This window comes from Oceanobacillus alkalisoli, assembly GCF_022213125.1.
In the GTDB taxonomy this organism is placed as follows: Bacteria; Bacillota; Bacilli; order Bacillales; family Amphibacillaceae; genus Oceanobacillus; species Oceanobacillus alkalisoli.
The window spans coordinates 19,291-33,771 of sequence record NZ_JAKNRA010000020.1 but is presented as its reverse complement, the minus strand read 5'-3'; the positions used below and the strand labels follow the sequence as shown (position 1 = coordinate 33,771).

Annotated in this window: 13 protein-coding genes; 4 read left to right on the top strand and 9 right to left on the bottom strand. The window is 40.3% G+C overall.

Features of this window, described 5'->3' with window-relative positions:
• The coding region (locus L3V42_RS16895; RefSeq protein WP_238472529.1) for a pullulanase at positions 1-5,677 on the bottom strand (5,677 nt) is incomplete at its 3' end.
• Positions 5,678-6,089: 412 nt separating this feature from the next.
• Here L3V42_RS16895 and L3V42_RS16890 point away from each other — a divergent pair.
• Positions 6,090-7,886 carry a glycoside hydrolase family 13 protein gene (locus tag L3V42_RS16890; protein WP_238472528.1) on the top strand — a complete coding sequence of 599 codons (1,797 nt, stop codon included), beginning with the start codon at positions 6,090-6,092 and terminating at the stop codon, positions 7,884-7,886.
• A 669-nt stretch (positions 7,887-8,555) separates the two neighbouring features.
• Here the strand turns inward: L3V42_RS16890 and sspO are convergent.
• Positions 8,556-8,705, bottom strand: a complete 150-nt coding sequence (gene sspO, locus L3V42_RS16880) for a small acid-soluble spore protein SspO (RefSeq protein WP_188856219.1) — start codon at positions 8,703-8,705, stop codon at positions 8,556-8,558.
• Between the two features lie 232 nt (positions 8,706-8,937).
• Between sspO and L3V42_RS16875 the strand changes: the two genes are divergently transcribed.
• On the top strand, positions 8,938-9,393 hold the full coding sequence (locus L3V42_RS16875) for an SRPBCC family protein (protein WP_238472527.1): 456 nt from the start codon (positions 8,938-8,940) through the stop codon (positions 9,391-9,393).
• Positions 9,394-9,446: 53 nt separating this feature from the next.
• On the opposite strand, the gene L3V42_RS16870 is transcribed toward L3V42_RS16875, so the two are convergent.
• Both L3V42_RS16870 and L3V42_RS16865 read right to left on the bottom strand, forming a co-directional pair.
• Positions 9,447-9,587, bottom strand: coding sequence for a hypothetical protein (locus tag L3V42_RS16870; RefSeq protein ID WP_235764026.1), 141 nt, complete (start codon positions 9,585-9,587; stop codon positions 9,447-9,449).
• 143 nt (positions 9,588-9,730) lie between these two features.
• The gene (locus tag L3V42_RS16865) at positions 9,731-9,976 is read right to left on the bottom strand and encodes a CsbD family protein (RefSeq protein ID WP_310739868.1); all 246 of its coding nucleotides are present in this window, start codon (positions 9,974-9,976) and stop codon (positions 9,731-9,733) included.
• A gap of 255 nt (positions 9,977-10,231) precedes the next feature.
• Between L3V42_RS16865 and L3V42_RS16860 the strand changes: the two genes are divergently transcribed.
• Complete coding sequence (locus L3V42_RS16860) at positions 10,232-10,396, top strand: hypothetical protein (RefSeq protein WP_235764025.1); 165 nt, start codon at positions 10,232-10,234, stop codon at positions 10,394-10,396.
• Between the two features lie 174 nt (positions 10,397-10,570).
• Complete coding sequence (sspL, locus tag L3V42_RS16855) at positions 10,571-10,711, top strand: small, acid-soluble spore protein L (protein ID WP_235764024.1); 141 nt, start codon at positions 10,571-10,573, stop codon at positions 10,709-10,711.
• 71 nt (positions 10,712-10,782) lie between these two features.
• On the opposite strand, the gene L3V42_RS16850 is transcribed toward sspL, so the two are convergent.
• From L3V42_RS16850 to L3V42_RS16835, 5 genes are all read right to left on the bottom strand, one after another.
• On the bottom strand, positions 10,783-11,667 hold the full coding sequence (locus L3V42_RS16850; RefSeq protein WP_238472526.1) for an STAS domain-containing protein: 885 nt from the start codon (positions 11,665-11,667) through the stop codon (positions 10,783-10,785).
• 175 nt (positions 11,668-11,842) lie between these two features.
• On the bottom strand, positions 11,843-12,409 hold the full coding sequence (locus L3V42_RS16845) for an isoprenylcysteine carboxyl methyltransferase family protein (protein ID WP_369412915.1): 567 nt from the start codon (positions 12,407-12,409) through the stop codon (positions 11,843-11,845).
• Positions 12,406-13,494: a type III polyketide synthase gene (locus L3V42_RS16840; RefSeq protein WP_238472525.1), complete on the bottom strand. Its 1,089-nt coding sequence runs from the start codon at positions 13,492-13,494 to the stop codon at positions 12,406-12,408. The genes L3V42_RS16845 and L3V42_RS16840 overlap by 4 nt, the downstream gene beginning before the upstream one ends.
• Before the next feature lie 121 nt (positions 13,495-13,615).
• Positions 13,616-13,741, bottom strand: a complete 126-nt coding sequence (gene yxzF, locus L3V42_RS18695; protein WP_498072169.1) for a small protein YxzF — start codon at positions 13,739-13,741, stop codon at positions 13,616-13,618.
• Between the two features lie 250 nt (positions 13,742-13,991).
• The gene (locus tag L3V42_RS16835) at positions 13,992-14,339 is read right to left on the bottom strand and encodes a hypothetical protein (RefSeq protein WP_235764021.1); all 348 of its coding nucleotides are present in this window, start codon (positions 14,337-14,339) and stop codon (positions 13,992-13,994) included.
• Between the last annotated feature and the right edge of the window lie 142 nt (positions 14,340-14,481).

Below are 14,481 nucleotides of genomic sequence, written 5' to 3'. Positions count from 1 at the left end.
GAGTCTCATCTCCTGGATCACTCGGGTCCTCCGGTTCTGATGGAGGAGTCTCATCTCCTGGATCACTCGGGTCCTCCGGTTCTGATGGAGGAGTCTCATCTCCTGGATCACTCGGGTCCTCCGGTTCAGTAGGTGCTTTACCCCCTAGCTTCACAATAACTGTAGTCAAAGCATCGACTTTTATTTGGTCTCCAGTAAGCTCAAAGCCACTCGGATCGACGACTTCACTCACACCAGCTTCATCGTGATCAACAACAACGACACCTGCGCTTAGATCAACATCGCCTAATGACAATGTGCGCGCTTCGTTATCTGCGTTAAGGAAGACATAATATTCTTCGGTCTCATCCGATGAAACCGCATGGTATGCAATCACTAAATCATCTGTTGCAATTTCCGGGATATCGAGTAATGTCACATTGCGATCCACTTCATCCTTTGTTCCTAAATGAAATGCATCAGTGGAACGACGCAGTTCGATTAATCCTGTCGTATACGCTCTTGTTAAATGATGAATCGGATATAATTCTTCATTCGTTGCTTTTTCCCAATCAATCTTGTTGATTGCATCAGAAGCATCATAGGAATCATGGATAAAATATGGATATACAAATGGATTGCCGTCCTCGTCCGTCATATATGTTGATTTATATGGTGCTTCTGCAGTTTCTTCTCTAAACTGTTTCGTTCGCCCAAATTCTTGACCTGCATGAATGAAGGCGGTACCTTGCGCAGTTAGGACCATTGCATTTCCAAGTCGAATCCGCTTATGGATCTCTTCCTCATGGTATTCTGGGTCTTTTTTTATCGACTGAGCAATAACATCATGTAATGTCAAGTTATCATGAGCCGCAATGTACGTTAGCACGTCACCTGGATCATCAGCCGTAAAATTATGGGGATTGGCCGTCAGATTATCAAAGATTTGCTCGATATTTCTAGCTCCTCCTGTTAAAAATCGCGGCTCTCCTTCACTGCCGAAACCAGATTTCAGTTCATTGCGGAATTCATCGGAAAATGAAGCGACACTGTCTGTGTGCTGCATCCAATCCTGATCTGCCGGCATAACCGGTTCCCCTTCATCTCCAACATAGGTCCGCCAGCCTTCACCAACCATGATGATATTTGGATTGAGTTCTTTTGCAGTATCATAGGCGATTTGAATGGTTTCCGCGTCATGGTCACCCATCATATCAAAGCGGAATCCATCAATCTTAAATTCTTCCACCCAATATGCAATCGAATCTACCAACACTTTACGGGACATTGCATGTGTCGTACCAAGACGACCACCACCAAAGCTCTCTCTCGGTGTACCATCTACATCCATAAAATGGTAGTAATGCGGCACTAAGTCTTCGAATATCTCTGTGCGTGCTGTATGGTTGTAAACAACATCAAGCACGACCCCCATACCACGATTATGAATCTCATCAACGAGTCGTTTGAACTCGGCAATGCGTAATTCCGGATCATCCGGATTTTCCGAATACATGCCAGATAAGGAGAAATAACTATGCGGGTCATAGCCCCAGTTATAATTATTATCTGTTGATGACCATTCCAGAAGACGCTCATCACTTGCCCATTCATCCCCAAAGAAATAACTCATTACCGGCAATAGTTGAATATGAGTAACACCTAGGTCTTCTATATAATCCAGTTTCTCAACAAATGCTTGAAACGTACCAAATTGTGAATCCAATTCACCTGAAATAGTAGGATCCGATGTAAAATCACGCACATGCACTTCATAAATGATTGCATCTTCGCGTTTTTCAAATCCGTCAATCACAGCGTAATCCAGTTCCGGCCCAATCGCAGACGGGGCCACAATTGCAGCTTTTCCAATTGGATACTCTCCGCCGACTTCAGGGTTCGCCCATGTGGCCATCGATTTCGCATATGGATCAAGTGCTAATTTTTCTTCCCCGTCATGGGTAATCTTGTAATGATAATAATATCCGTCTAAACTGTTTAAACCAGTGTTTTTATTATCAAGAATAACTTCCCAAACACCTTGTTCCCCTAATGTCATTGGAATTTCGTCACGTACAACATCGAACTGATCATTTTTGTCATAAAGTACCACCGAAACGTTCTCTGCTTTCGGTGACCATAATTTTAATGTCGCTGATCCATCCTCATGTAGCTGTGCGCCAAGCTCACCGTCATAAGCATACATTTCATCCATCATTTTCCAGCCACCAGAGACAGAAATTGTTTTCTCCTCGTAAGTTACTGAAAATGGCGCCTGATCCAAATTAAATGTACTGTACAATTCTACAATTGCATCATCCATTATTTCTACACGATCAATCTCAACTTCATTATCATCTTTATCCACTACCGAAATGCCCTCTAAAAGATCATTTTCTGTTAAGCCTTCTGTTCTCGTAAATCGGAGCTGAATTTTCTCATCTGACAGTAAATCTCCTGATAGAAGCATAACTGGAATGGAGCCATAAGGATTTGTATATACTTGCTCGTCCCCATCCTTTATGAAAATTTGATTGTGATCAAGCATATTAAAACTATAGCCTCCTGTTTGTTCTTCTGTATCTTTATTCATGAAAAGAAATTCGATTTCCTCGGCATTTTCCGATAACAGAAGGTCATAATATGCACCGTGTTTTCCAATACCAAGCGCGTCTTTCGCACCATTTGGCCAATCATCAGAAGGTGCTGCAACATCGCCCCAGGACCATAGTGACCAGCCATCATAAGTTTGATCGGCACGTTCATAATGAACACGAATCGTATTGTCCGGTAAATCAATTGGCTCCACTAAAGAAACTTCATCTGAATCTTGTTTGATCCATACTTCATTCATTTCTGGAGAGAATAACTCGATAAACTTGTCGGCACCCTCTTTATCACCTGTTACGGTATTCAATAGTAGCAATCCCACTTTCTGCGCATCACTTTGCAACGGGATGTCGAGGTAGGCACCATACTCTGTCACTTGACTATCTACAAATGGGGTAGAGCCTGTTGGCCAGTTCTCTGACGGGGATCTCACATCCTCCCACAGCCATAGTCCTAAATCGGCATAATTATTGTCATCACGTTGATAGTGGACACGCAATGTGTCTTCAGGAATTTCCGGTAACGTAATGTCTCCTTCAGCATCCTCACTGTCTGATACTAAAATGAATGTACCGCCATCCGTTCGTGCCGGCAATGTCACCGTTGCACTCAGGTCATCACCAACCCTAACAGATCTCTCATTATAGACATCTTCCGCAGTAGTATTTTTAACATACGGAGTTTGAAAGGTTACATCTACTGCTTCCTCTGTCGTATTAATACCGACGATAACTGACTCCCCTTCGTAACTCCGTTCAAAAATCATATACCCGGAATCATTGTCTCCAGCTAATAATTCATAGCTTCCTTTAGAGAAAATCTTCGAATAATCTTTTCGTATATTTAATAGCTTTTTGTAATGCGCATGAACATCGTTACCTTCCACTTGCTCCCAAGGAAAGACATAACGGTTATCATATTCCGGCCAATTTGCTTCGCCAGAAAGACCTAACTCCTCGCCATAATAAATGACCGGTTGACCCTTCGAAGTAATTTGAAGTGTAGAGGCAACCTTCAGCTTACTCGTGTCCTCCTCACCGATATATTGTAAAAATCCATCTTCATCATGGCTCCCTAAGAATTGGCCCATTGTTGCCTTATTATCCAACAAGTCACTTCTAGCTTGGACTTTCCCATTCACTGCATGAATATTACCGTTGACTAAATCTCTCGCAATCGTTTTGAACTCGAAATCCAAAAGCGAATCCATCGTTCCTGTATTTAAGTAACGATCCGCATAGTCATTTGTTGCTGTTGCCCCAAATGCTTCGCCGATCATTTTGAATTCTCGATTTGCTTTTGTCAATTCATTTTTAAAGTGCATTAATGTTGTATCTTCCACATGTTTCACCGTATCCACCCGGAAGTAATCGATCGTATTCCCATTTTCCGTTGTCGCTTTTTCCAACCAGCCTACTTGCCAGTCGACAATTTGCTCACGTACTTCCTGATTTTCCGTAATAAAATCCGGCAGTCCAGAAAGTTCACCAGTTATCTCATTCCCAGGATTTCCACCATCTTGACGAAGCATATCCTGAAATTTCAAGCGATCTTCATCTGTCGGGTAGCCTTCTGGTTGGTCCTCCAAATCGCCATCATCCAGTTTCAAACCGTAACCGGTATGGTTTAATACGACATCCACCATAATTTTGATGCCACGTTCACTTGCAGCATCAATCAGCTCATGAAACTCTGCCAGCGTTCCAAGATGCGGATTCAGTTTTTCAAAATCCTTTGCCCAGTACCCATGATAGCCATAGTACGGAATACCACCGGCATTTGCATCTTGATAAGCAGCATCATGATACACATTTTCAACGATCGGCGTGATCCAAATCGTATTAATTCCAAGCTCATCCAGATAATCAAGCTTTTCCGTAACTCCTTTAAAATCGCCGCCTTGGTAAGAACCTGGGCTCGTCGGGTCATAGCCGATGTTGTTATTATTTTCTTGATTTCCATCAGCAAAACGATCTGTCAGCATAAAGTAGATTCTTGCTTCATCCCAGTCAAAATCCTCTTCTCCATTGACAACGCGCGGTTTGATATCTACTTTAGCCTCTGACTCATGTGTCCCGCCGTACACATCCGTGACTGTAACAGGCAATACCTTTGTACCTGCCTCAATATAATCAGCAACTGAGATTGTTATCTCATTTAATTCAGGATCAATAGTTGTCAACGCATCCCCACCAACTGAAGTTAAATCAACATACATCTCCCGAATGGATTCCTTGTCCACCGCTTGGCCCTGGTCATCCTCCATATGTAATGTCAACACCGCATGTTGATGATAGTCGATCTCCCGGGGTGCTACTTCCGTCGTCACGGTTAATTCTTCGGAAGAGATATTAATTATCGATTTACCTTCTTCATTGATATGGTATGGATCAGCAATTTCTATCGTCTCTCCATCAATCGTAACAAGATACGTATACGCATATTCCCCTCCCGGCAGGTTTTCCACCGTGCCAGTAAAGCGTTCGTTCTCTGCTTCAAAATTCATATCGTAAACTTGTCCATCCAACTTCACTTGAACAGCATCGATCGTCTCCATCGCATCCTCACGATACAAATCAGCATCACGATAGAAAAACTCTACGTTGCCTGCATCAATCTTAGGAGCTTGCATAAATGGAACGGTCCGGAATTCGGTTTCCCCTTCTTTCACAAACACTTTCGTCAGGTCTTCTGTCGGACTGATGTTAATCGTCCGGTCTTCTTCTACATCCACCTCATCCCAATCGGTACCCTTTCTTAATTTAAAGCCCATACTGGTCGTTGCTGAACCAACTTCAATATGTGCTGTCGCGACCTCTCCTACTTCGTCAAAATCAATTTGATCGTCTTTGGCACCCGTGTTCCATACCCAGATGTTCCAATCCTTGTAATCTTGCTTTTCCCTTTCATAAACAAATCTGACTGTCGAAGGGTAGGAGCCATCAGCAATTTCACTCATCGAATGTGCACGAGGGGATGTGCCCTCGCCGCTCGCAGCTGAAACTGGTTGTATACCAAAGAATAGACTTATAAACATAAGAGCTGTTAGAAAAATAGATATACTTCTTTGGTAATGCTTCATATTCATTGTTTCTCTCCTCTCATAATTGCGTGACGTTTGCCCAGATTTTCTTGTAAATGAAATGAACCTTTATCTTTCCATCTTTAAATCCCACCTTTTCAAATAATGTTTTTGCGAAAACGTTTGCTCAATTTCCTTTTGATTATATATTCTAATTCAAAATGATGCAAACGTTTTCAGTTAATTTGTTTGTTTTTCATATAAATTAGGACGATTCAAACATTATCTTCTCGCTTATTTTAAAGAGAAAAAGAAACTAGCAAATTAGTGGCAAATCTATCTCTTTATTGACAATTTAATCCGCTTACATTACATTAAAAGGAGAACAACTTAAGGGCAATGCTTTGTGCAAATGACAACAACCCCGATTTCCAATTCTCTGGAAATCGGGGTTTCTAATTTGAAAGGAGAAAAGTAAATGTTAAAGGAAGCAATCTACCATCGCCCAAAGGATAACTTTGCGTATGCCTATGACAAAGATACGCTACATATCCTTCTACAAACCAAAAAGAATGATATGGAGTCTGTTACTCTCCTGTTTGGAGATCCATATGATTGGAAAGATGGGAAATGGCAGACGGAAACACTTGAGATGATCAAGTCCGGATCGACAGCATTACATGATTATTGGTTTATCGCTGTAAAGCCTGAATTTCGGAGAATGCGTTATGCCTTTCGCTGCACGGATTCCAGCGAAACATGCTATTACACGGAAGGCGGTATATATGCTTCCCCACCAGCAGATATCTCCAATTACTTCTGCTTTCCCTACTTGAATCAAATCGATGTCTTCCAAGCACCAGACTGGGTGAAGGACACGATTTGGTATCAAATTTTTCCAGAACGATTTGGAAATGGAGATCCGGCATTAAATCCGGAGGGGACTTTACCATGGGGATCAGCTGCGCCAACTGCGACGAACTTTTTTGGAGGGGATTTCCAAGGTGTTATCAATCACTTGGATTATCTTGTTGATTTAGGGATTACGGGCATTTACTTCACGCCTATCTTCAAAGCGCATTCCAATCATAAATATGACACGATAGATTATATGGAAATTGATCCGCAATTTGGTGATAAAGAAACGTTCCGCCGTCTCGTCCGTGCCTGTCATCAGCGAGGCATTCGTGTCATGCTTGATGCGGTATTTAATCATAGCGGATATTATTTCCCTCCTTTTCAAGATGTACTGGAAAATCAGGAGGAATCCGTGTATACGGAATGGTTTCATCTTCGTGAATTCCCTGTAGAAACACATCCAACACCAAATTATCATACATTCGGATTTGCTGGATCCATGCCAAAGCTCAATACCGAAAATCCGGAAGTGAAAGCCTATTTACTAAAAGTTGCACGCTACTGGATTGAAGAATTTGATATTGACGGCTGGCGCTTAGATGTTGCCAATGAGGTGGATCACCAGTTTTGGCGAGAGTTTAGAAGCGTAGTGAAAGGAGTAAAGCCGGATGCTTATCTATTAGGAGAAATTTGGCATGATTCGATGCCCTGGCTTGGCGGTGACCAATTCGATGCTGTCATGAATTACCCGTTTACAAATAGTGCGATTGACTTTTTTGCAAAACAGGGGCTGTCTCCAGAGGACTTTGCGAATACCATTACCAACGTATTGCATATGTATCCGGAAAATGTGAATGAAGTTGCATTTAATTTGCTTGATAGCCACGATACACCGCGGATTCTGACATTGGCTGGTGGGGAGATTGATCGTGTGAAACTTCTATATCTCTTTCAACTCTCCTTCATTGGCACACCTTGTATCTATTATGGGGATGAAATTGGGATGGAAGGCGGTCAAGATCCGGGTTGCCGTGCATGTATGATATGGGACGAAGCGAAGCAGAATAAAGAGTTGTTTACGTTTGTAAAAAATCTGATTGAAATGCGAAAAACAATTCCGGCTTTTGGAAATGACGGCACATTCCAAATCATTGCGTACGATAATGAAGCAAATACATTAGTCTATCAAAAGCAAGCAGATAACCGGCGTATCCTTTTTGTTATTAATAATAGTATGGAGGAACAAACTGTAGTTTTGCCAGATTCATTCGAACAATATTGCAGTGAATTACTCCTTGGAACGAGTAACGATACAGTATATTCACGGGAGCCTATTCAGCTGGTACAGTTAAATAAGATAAAAGTCTCTGCATTAGAGTTTCGCATTTTTGAGTTTAGAAATGAAGAAAAGATTTGAAGCTAAATATTTATGACACATTAATGAATTTCATAATACGTATTTAATGCATCACCATCACCATATGTAGTTGAGTTGGTTCGTTCCCAACTACATATGGTGATGGGAAAGCCGACTTTGGTAATTATGAAATTCATTCACATGATAAATTTTATCATTTTTATAGACAAGGACAGTTCAAGCGTTCGTTTATAGTTAAAATAAACGACACGAACTGTCCTGCCAAATTTTATCAGCAACACTTCATCTAATTGATTCATATCTGTTTTCTTAATAACAAGCCCACCCATTTGCCACTATGATGGGGTCTGCTGCTTCGCTGGAAGAGATACCCAATTTAGGCACCCTTTTTAATGAACAGCGATACCCTGCATACTGCCTGAATATCGTCCACAGGCTACCCCTACCCCCCATTTCCTGTATAGTGAGAAATATAATATTACGTTAAAGGAATACAAAACTGGGGGAAATGCGATGACAAGTAAAATTATTTTTTCAACAGAGAGTGGTGCAGAATTACCGGAGGACCTGAAGTTAAAATATAATATACAAATAGTTCCTATGCACGTCATCATGGATGGTAAGGATTATTTAGATGGTACCTTACCTGTTCAAGAAATTTATAGCTGCAGTTCGCTATTTAAGAAACTGCAGCTATTTTCACCAAGACTATTGACGCTTTTTCGTTTTTTTATTATTAAGCTTTTCATTCGCAGTTAGTGGCTCATTGGCAAACTCATGGTCAAAACTCTTGGAAAGCTTTTTCCTTACTGCCTGCTCATCACTGAAGCCGCCATTACTTAACTTTTTCTTCGTCATCGGAACACCTCCTTATTATATATTCAGCATTTGAAGGAAAATTATAAGCTCGCACAAAGATTCCCTCCGCTTTCCATCATCAGGATTTTAAATTATAATAAGACCTAACAAATGCAACATTCGCACAGTTGTATAAAGAAAATCTTCGTACATATGCACAAATCATGTATACTAGAATGTTCACACGCATATGAAGCAAGAGGATACCAAATTGATTAAAGGAGAATGATGCATGCCTAACGGATCACATAGTACAGAGTTAGATTTACCAATCGAAAAAGTATGGACATTTGTAAGTTCGATTAATAACTGGGCTCCGCTTGTCCCGGGTTATATCAACCATGAACTTATCAATGACTCCGAATCCACTTGGGAGTTTAAAGGAGATTTAGGTTTTATGAAGAAAACAATCAAATTAAAAGTTGATATTACCGAGTGGAAAGAACCGAACCTTGTTACCTTCAATCTATCCAGCCTATCGGATAACTTCTCTGGCGGTGGCTATTTTGACGCAGAGAAAAACGGTGAAAACTCCACGAAAATGACTGGCTATTTAGATATTACTGCAAAAGGAGCGATGAGCCCGATGATTAATGGGGTCTTAAAAAAGTTTGTTCCAAAAACTGCTGAGGAATTGACGACTTCCGTTGCGAATAGGATGAAAGAGGTTGTCGGGGACCGGGCTTAAGTTTCTAAGCTTCGAGCGGAGTTTGAGTTCTCCGCTCTTTTTATTGGTTAAATTCAATCTTCTCGCTTACTCAAAAATTCGTTCGGTTCCTCTCCTTTTTCAGCATTATAATTTTTAAATTGACTTTTACGGCCATTACGACGTTCCCCGCTTTGGCCTCGCTCTTTAAATTGACGATTTTTATTTTCTTGCATGAATGATGCCTCCTTTTAAGATTTATATTAGTTTCTCTTTTGGAGGCGAATTTATGCGATAAAGCGGCTGGACAACATAAAAAGCTTTGCAGCCAAAGGTAGGTTGCAAAGCTTTTTATGTTTTATTCAGAAGCAATTCTCACTTATCGTGACGAATCACCATCAAATTTATCTTTCATTTCTCCGACTTTCTTTTTAACGTCACCTTTTGCTTTATCAAATTTCCCTTCGGCTTGCTTGGAGAAATCATCTCTTGCTTTACCTAGCCTATCCTTCGCTTCTCCTTTAGCCTTATCGATTTGTCCATTTACTTTATTTTTGAAACCATCACTCATATTATCTGCTCCTTTCTGCAAATAAATATTCCCTTCTTCATTATTATTAAACATGTATGCCCTTTTTGGAAATCATTCTTTAACCCAAACAACGAGTGTTCTTGGTTTATTCATCAATATTCATATAAATGATCCATACAAAATTTGGAAGAAATAAATCACAGCCTTGTGTCATAAATTATCAGTAGAAGGCATCTTATCTATTTCTGTCATAATCTGTAATAAACTTGTCCCTATTTTGTAAGTCATGTTTACGTTTAGATTTCCGGCAAGCGGTAACAATACCATTAAAAAGGAGGTATATGGACAATGATGAATCAATCAGATAAGTACCTCGAAGAAACATTGCTTCAAGCGAAAAAACATGACCTGCCCCCACATTATATCAGGAGAATCGAATCTGAAATGAATGAACGACTTGAAAAAGAAAGAATGTTTACGATGGAAGTGTACCGAAACAATCTTCACAACTAACAATGACGTAAAGCACCCTGTCCATTTTGGAGGGCGCTTTACGTCATTAGTTTTTCAACTCGATTTCATACGCACTTGGTAATTCCATTATTTTATCTAGTTCGGCATTCATACACTTTTAAGCGGGGTATATAAATGGGTAAGTGTCACACACTAACTCGTGGAGGTGCTGTCATGTCGAAAGAAACAGATCATGCCAAGAAGAAAAGGGCTAGATCCAGCGTGAATCCACAAGGGTATTCAGAGGATGTCGCTGATCAGCAGCCACAATCACAATTGGAGCAGCGAGCCAAGAAGAAAAATACAAAAATATAAGTAGCTGAATCAGGGATATCCCTGGTTCAACTACTTATTAGTGAGGAAGCAGATTTCATTCAAACAAATCCTTAAATTTTTCCTCTTTCTGTCTGCTTTAGCTCACTGTGGTCGCTCACCGAGTGCACCATTTCTTCAGGCCCCAATTTCAAATACTCCTGCAATGCTTGCTGCAAGGTTCCTTTCACTTCTGCCCGTAAAGTATTGCCTACTCCCAATAAAGCGGTTTTCTTCGCAAGTTGCGGCCTTATACCGGTTAGAATCGGCTTAGAGCCCATCATTTGTATTCCATGTAAGATCGTTTGAAAGATATGAATAAGATATTCATCTATGTCAGGGATGCCAGACAGATCAATAATCAAAGTTTCTATCCCTAGCCTCGCAATTTCATTTAACACTTTTTCTTCGATAATTTCCATCCGGTATGAATCGAATTCACCAATGAGCGGTAACACGGCTATTTTAGAGCCAACCGGAATGATTGGAACTGTCAGATGTTCAACGAGTTGCCGCTGATTTAAGAGCAATTCATCTTTATATTTTGAATAACTGATGAAAAAGTTATTTAAAAACTCATCAATCCCATCATTGATTTTTTTCTCCAATTCAAAAAAGTCATCCAGTGAATTGGAATCTGTTTCAGGTGGACAATATTCACGAAGGAGATGCCATAACGTACGCCTTATCGTATGGACCCATTCCAATTTAAAGGATAGCGTCAACGAATGTTTCGCCCAGGAAATTCCCTCCTTTTCTGCAAAAGCGATGAGTTCATCCTCCCTGTCTCCCAATACATACAGGCAGATATACTCTGCATTTTTTAAGAGATCGATGTCCCCTTCTATTAAAATCTGATTGATTTTTTCCGTAACATTCCCTGCCTCTGTTAACAGCTTTGACCGAAAATCTTCTCTATTATTCTTAATAAAAAATCCAACATTATGTGGATATAACAATGAAATCTCCCCCTTTTACAAATTAACACTACTCACAAGCCAGTTCCCTTAATCCGTTGTAATTAAACTGTAATCGAATTGAAATGTTAGTAATTAAATTTAAATCAGTTATCTTGATAATAGGAATTAATTTTAACACAATCATGAAAAGAAACGCCACCTCGGATACCGACCTTCAAAAGTTAGTTTTCTCCTTTAACTTTAAGGGGTCGCTACTCTCGTCACGTTCCTTTTTTAATTCAGCTAATGCTCTATTTTCCATGGGAATACGCACGGTCATTAAAGTGAGATGGAGAATCGGGAAAAGAAATGCGGTGAAATAAGCCCCAAACATTATCGGAATGATGAATAGCTCAACACCGACGATGATATAATTTGGATGCTTAACGAACTTGTAAGGCCCCCTGCTGATGAGGGGACAGTCAGGCAAGATAATGATTTTCGTGTTCCAAAACTTACCAAGCGACTGAATACACCAGACTCTTGCTGCTTGCGTTAGGAGAAAGAGTGCAAACACATAACTGTTTAGTACAAAATTGGAATAATCACGAACCGTAACCTCCAGCAAAATGGAAATGAAGAATAGGAGATGAACAACAATAAACCATTTGTAATGCCCTCTCCCCCACTCTACTCCTCCTCGTTCCAACATCCATTTTTCATTTCTCTTTGCAATGACTAACTCCACGATCCGCTCCAACGCAATGAATATAAAAATCCACCAAAATATTTCAGGCATCATTCGCTCCACTCCATTAACAAAATTTCCGAGGAAAACCCGGGGCCTAATGCAGACAAAATCACCTTCTCCTTAGGCTTTATTGCTTCTTTCATCCATTCTTTCAAAACATATAAAACGGTGACCGATGACATATTTCCATGGTTTCGCAGCACGTTGTAGGAGTGCTTTAATTTTTCTTTTTCCGCTTCTAACACGCCTTCCATTGCCTGCAACACTTTTATACCACCAGGATGCGCAAGATAAGCGTATATCGCTTCTTTTTCCATTTGAAATTGTTGAAAGAAGTGCTCCACATGTTCTTTCCAGAAAGATTCAACAAGTGACGGAATACTTTTGGAAAAAATGACTTCCAAACCATGATTGGTTACATTCCAGCCCATCACGTCCGTACTATCCCTTTTTGTCCGGGAACTGATGCCGATGACTTTAGGAACCGCTTGTCTTTTATTAGCTAAGTAAGGAGATTCCTTCCCAACTAGTAAGGCAGCACTAACCCCGTCCCCAAATAAGGCAGTACCTACGAGATTACTTTTACGGTGGTCCCCCTTTTGAAACGTCACTCCGCAAAATTCACAGCATATGACTAGTGCAGTTTTTTCAGGGTGTGCCTTAACCCAGTCATGAGCCCTTGATAAACCGATTGCTCCACCCGCACAGCCTAGCCCCCAGAGCGGCATTCTTTGGACGTCTTCTCGGAACGGCCTTTCATTAAGCAGGAAGGCATCAATCGTTGGCGTGGATAGGCCGGAGCTGGATACATAAATAATTAGATCAACCGCTTCATAGGGAATGGAGTTTGTTAGGAAATGTTCATTTTGTAAGCAATCATCTATCGCTTCTAGCGAGTAATGAATCGCATTTTCTTGATAGATATTATTTTTCTCCGCAAATGTGTGCTCTTCTTCAAACCAGGTTTTATCCACGACAAATTGCCGATTTTCAATCCGGGCATGATCGAATACCGGGAGCAATCGTTTGACCTCGCGATTGGTATAACTAAAGACGTTCTGGACTAATTCTTTAACTTCTTCCTGGCTGATATTGTGTTTCGGGATGCTTGTGCCGACTGAACATATGTATGACATAACTTCACCTTTTGGATTCATATTTTGTATAGTTTGTCCGGGTTGGGAATTATGATTCATGAATAGGTGTGGAAAATCTCGAATTAAAAAAGAAGCTGTAACTTGCCAGCTTCAATTTTAGTTAGCGACGGATATTTCTTTCTTGTCCATATGGATTTCTTTTCTGTTTTCTTTTATTCATGTATTTCCTGATAAACGGATAAAGGATTGGGCCGTATTTAATAAGTGTTCTTAGTAAGCGTCTCATTTTGTCACCTCTATTGGATTGAATTCGTGCTGTTATGGTTATGTTTCCTTTTGGTGGGGATTTTAAACTAGTTGGTTTGCCATCCGATCTTATGTTACCATCATAGTCATCATAATCGGTTTTGCTTTTGATAACTTTCCAATAGAACCATTACCCATGCCGATTACTTGTAGTAATATTTAAAAAGCAAGTTTAGTCCCTGGGAATTTCCCCGAAACAAAACTTGCTTTTCATCAGACGACTGGCACCTTTATTCATTTTGGGATTGGTTGCAGTGTGAGGTCATTCTATACTGCATACTTATTTCGCGAAGTTTTTTCTCATGTTGAATGACTTTACTAGCGGCAAATTCTGCGGTTTCTTGTGTTTCGTGAAGATCAATGCGAAGTCCGTCTACTTTTTTATTTAAGTTATCGAATTTTTTATCTACGTGATCGAAGCGTTTATCCATCTCGGCAAAACGATTATCCATCTCAGCGAAACGTTTATCCATCTTCTTTTCTAGACCAGCAATACTTTCATCCAATTTCGTATTCATTTGCCGGGAATGCTCTTTTAACGTATTTAGGATTTCCTTTAATATTGTTTCCTGTTCCATTTCCTTCACCTCCCTTTCATTATTATAACCTGTTGCAGACAATATTGGATGCTGGTGGCTCCTTCAGAAGCACAAATACTCAACCTAACTTAAACGCTTCGCAGTTTCCAGTTCAGATTCAAATGCCGTTTGGAATGCATCG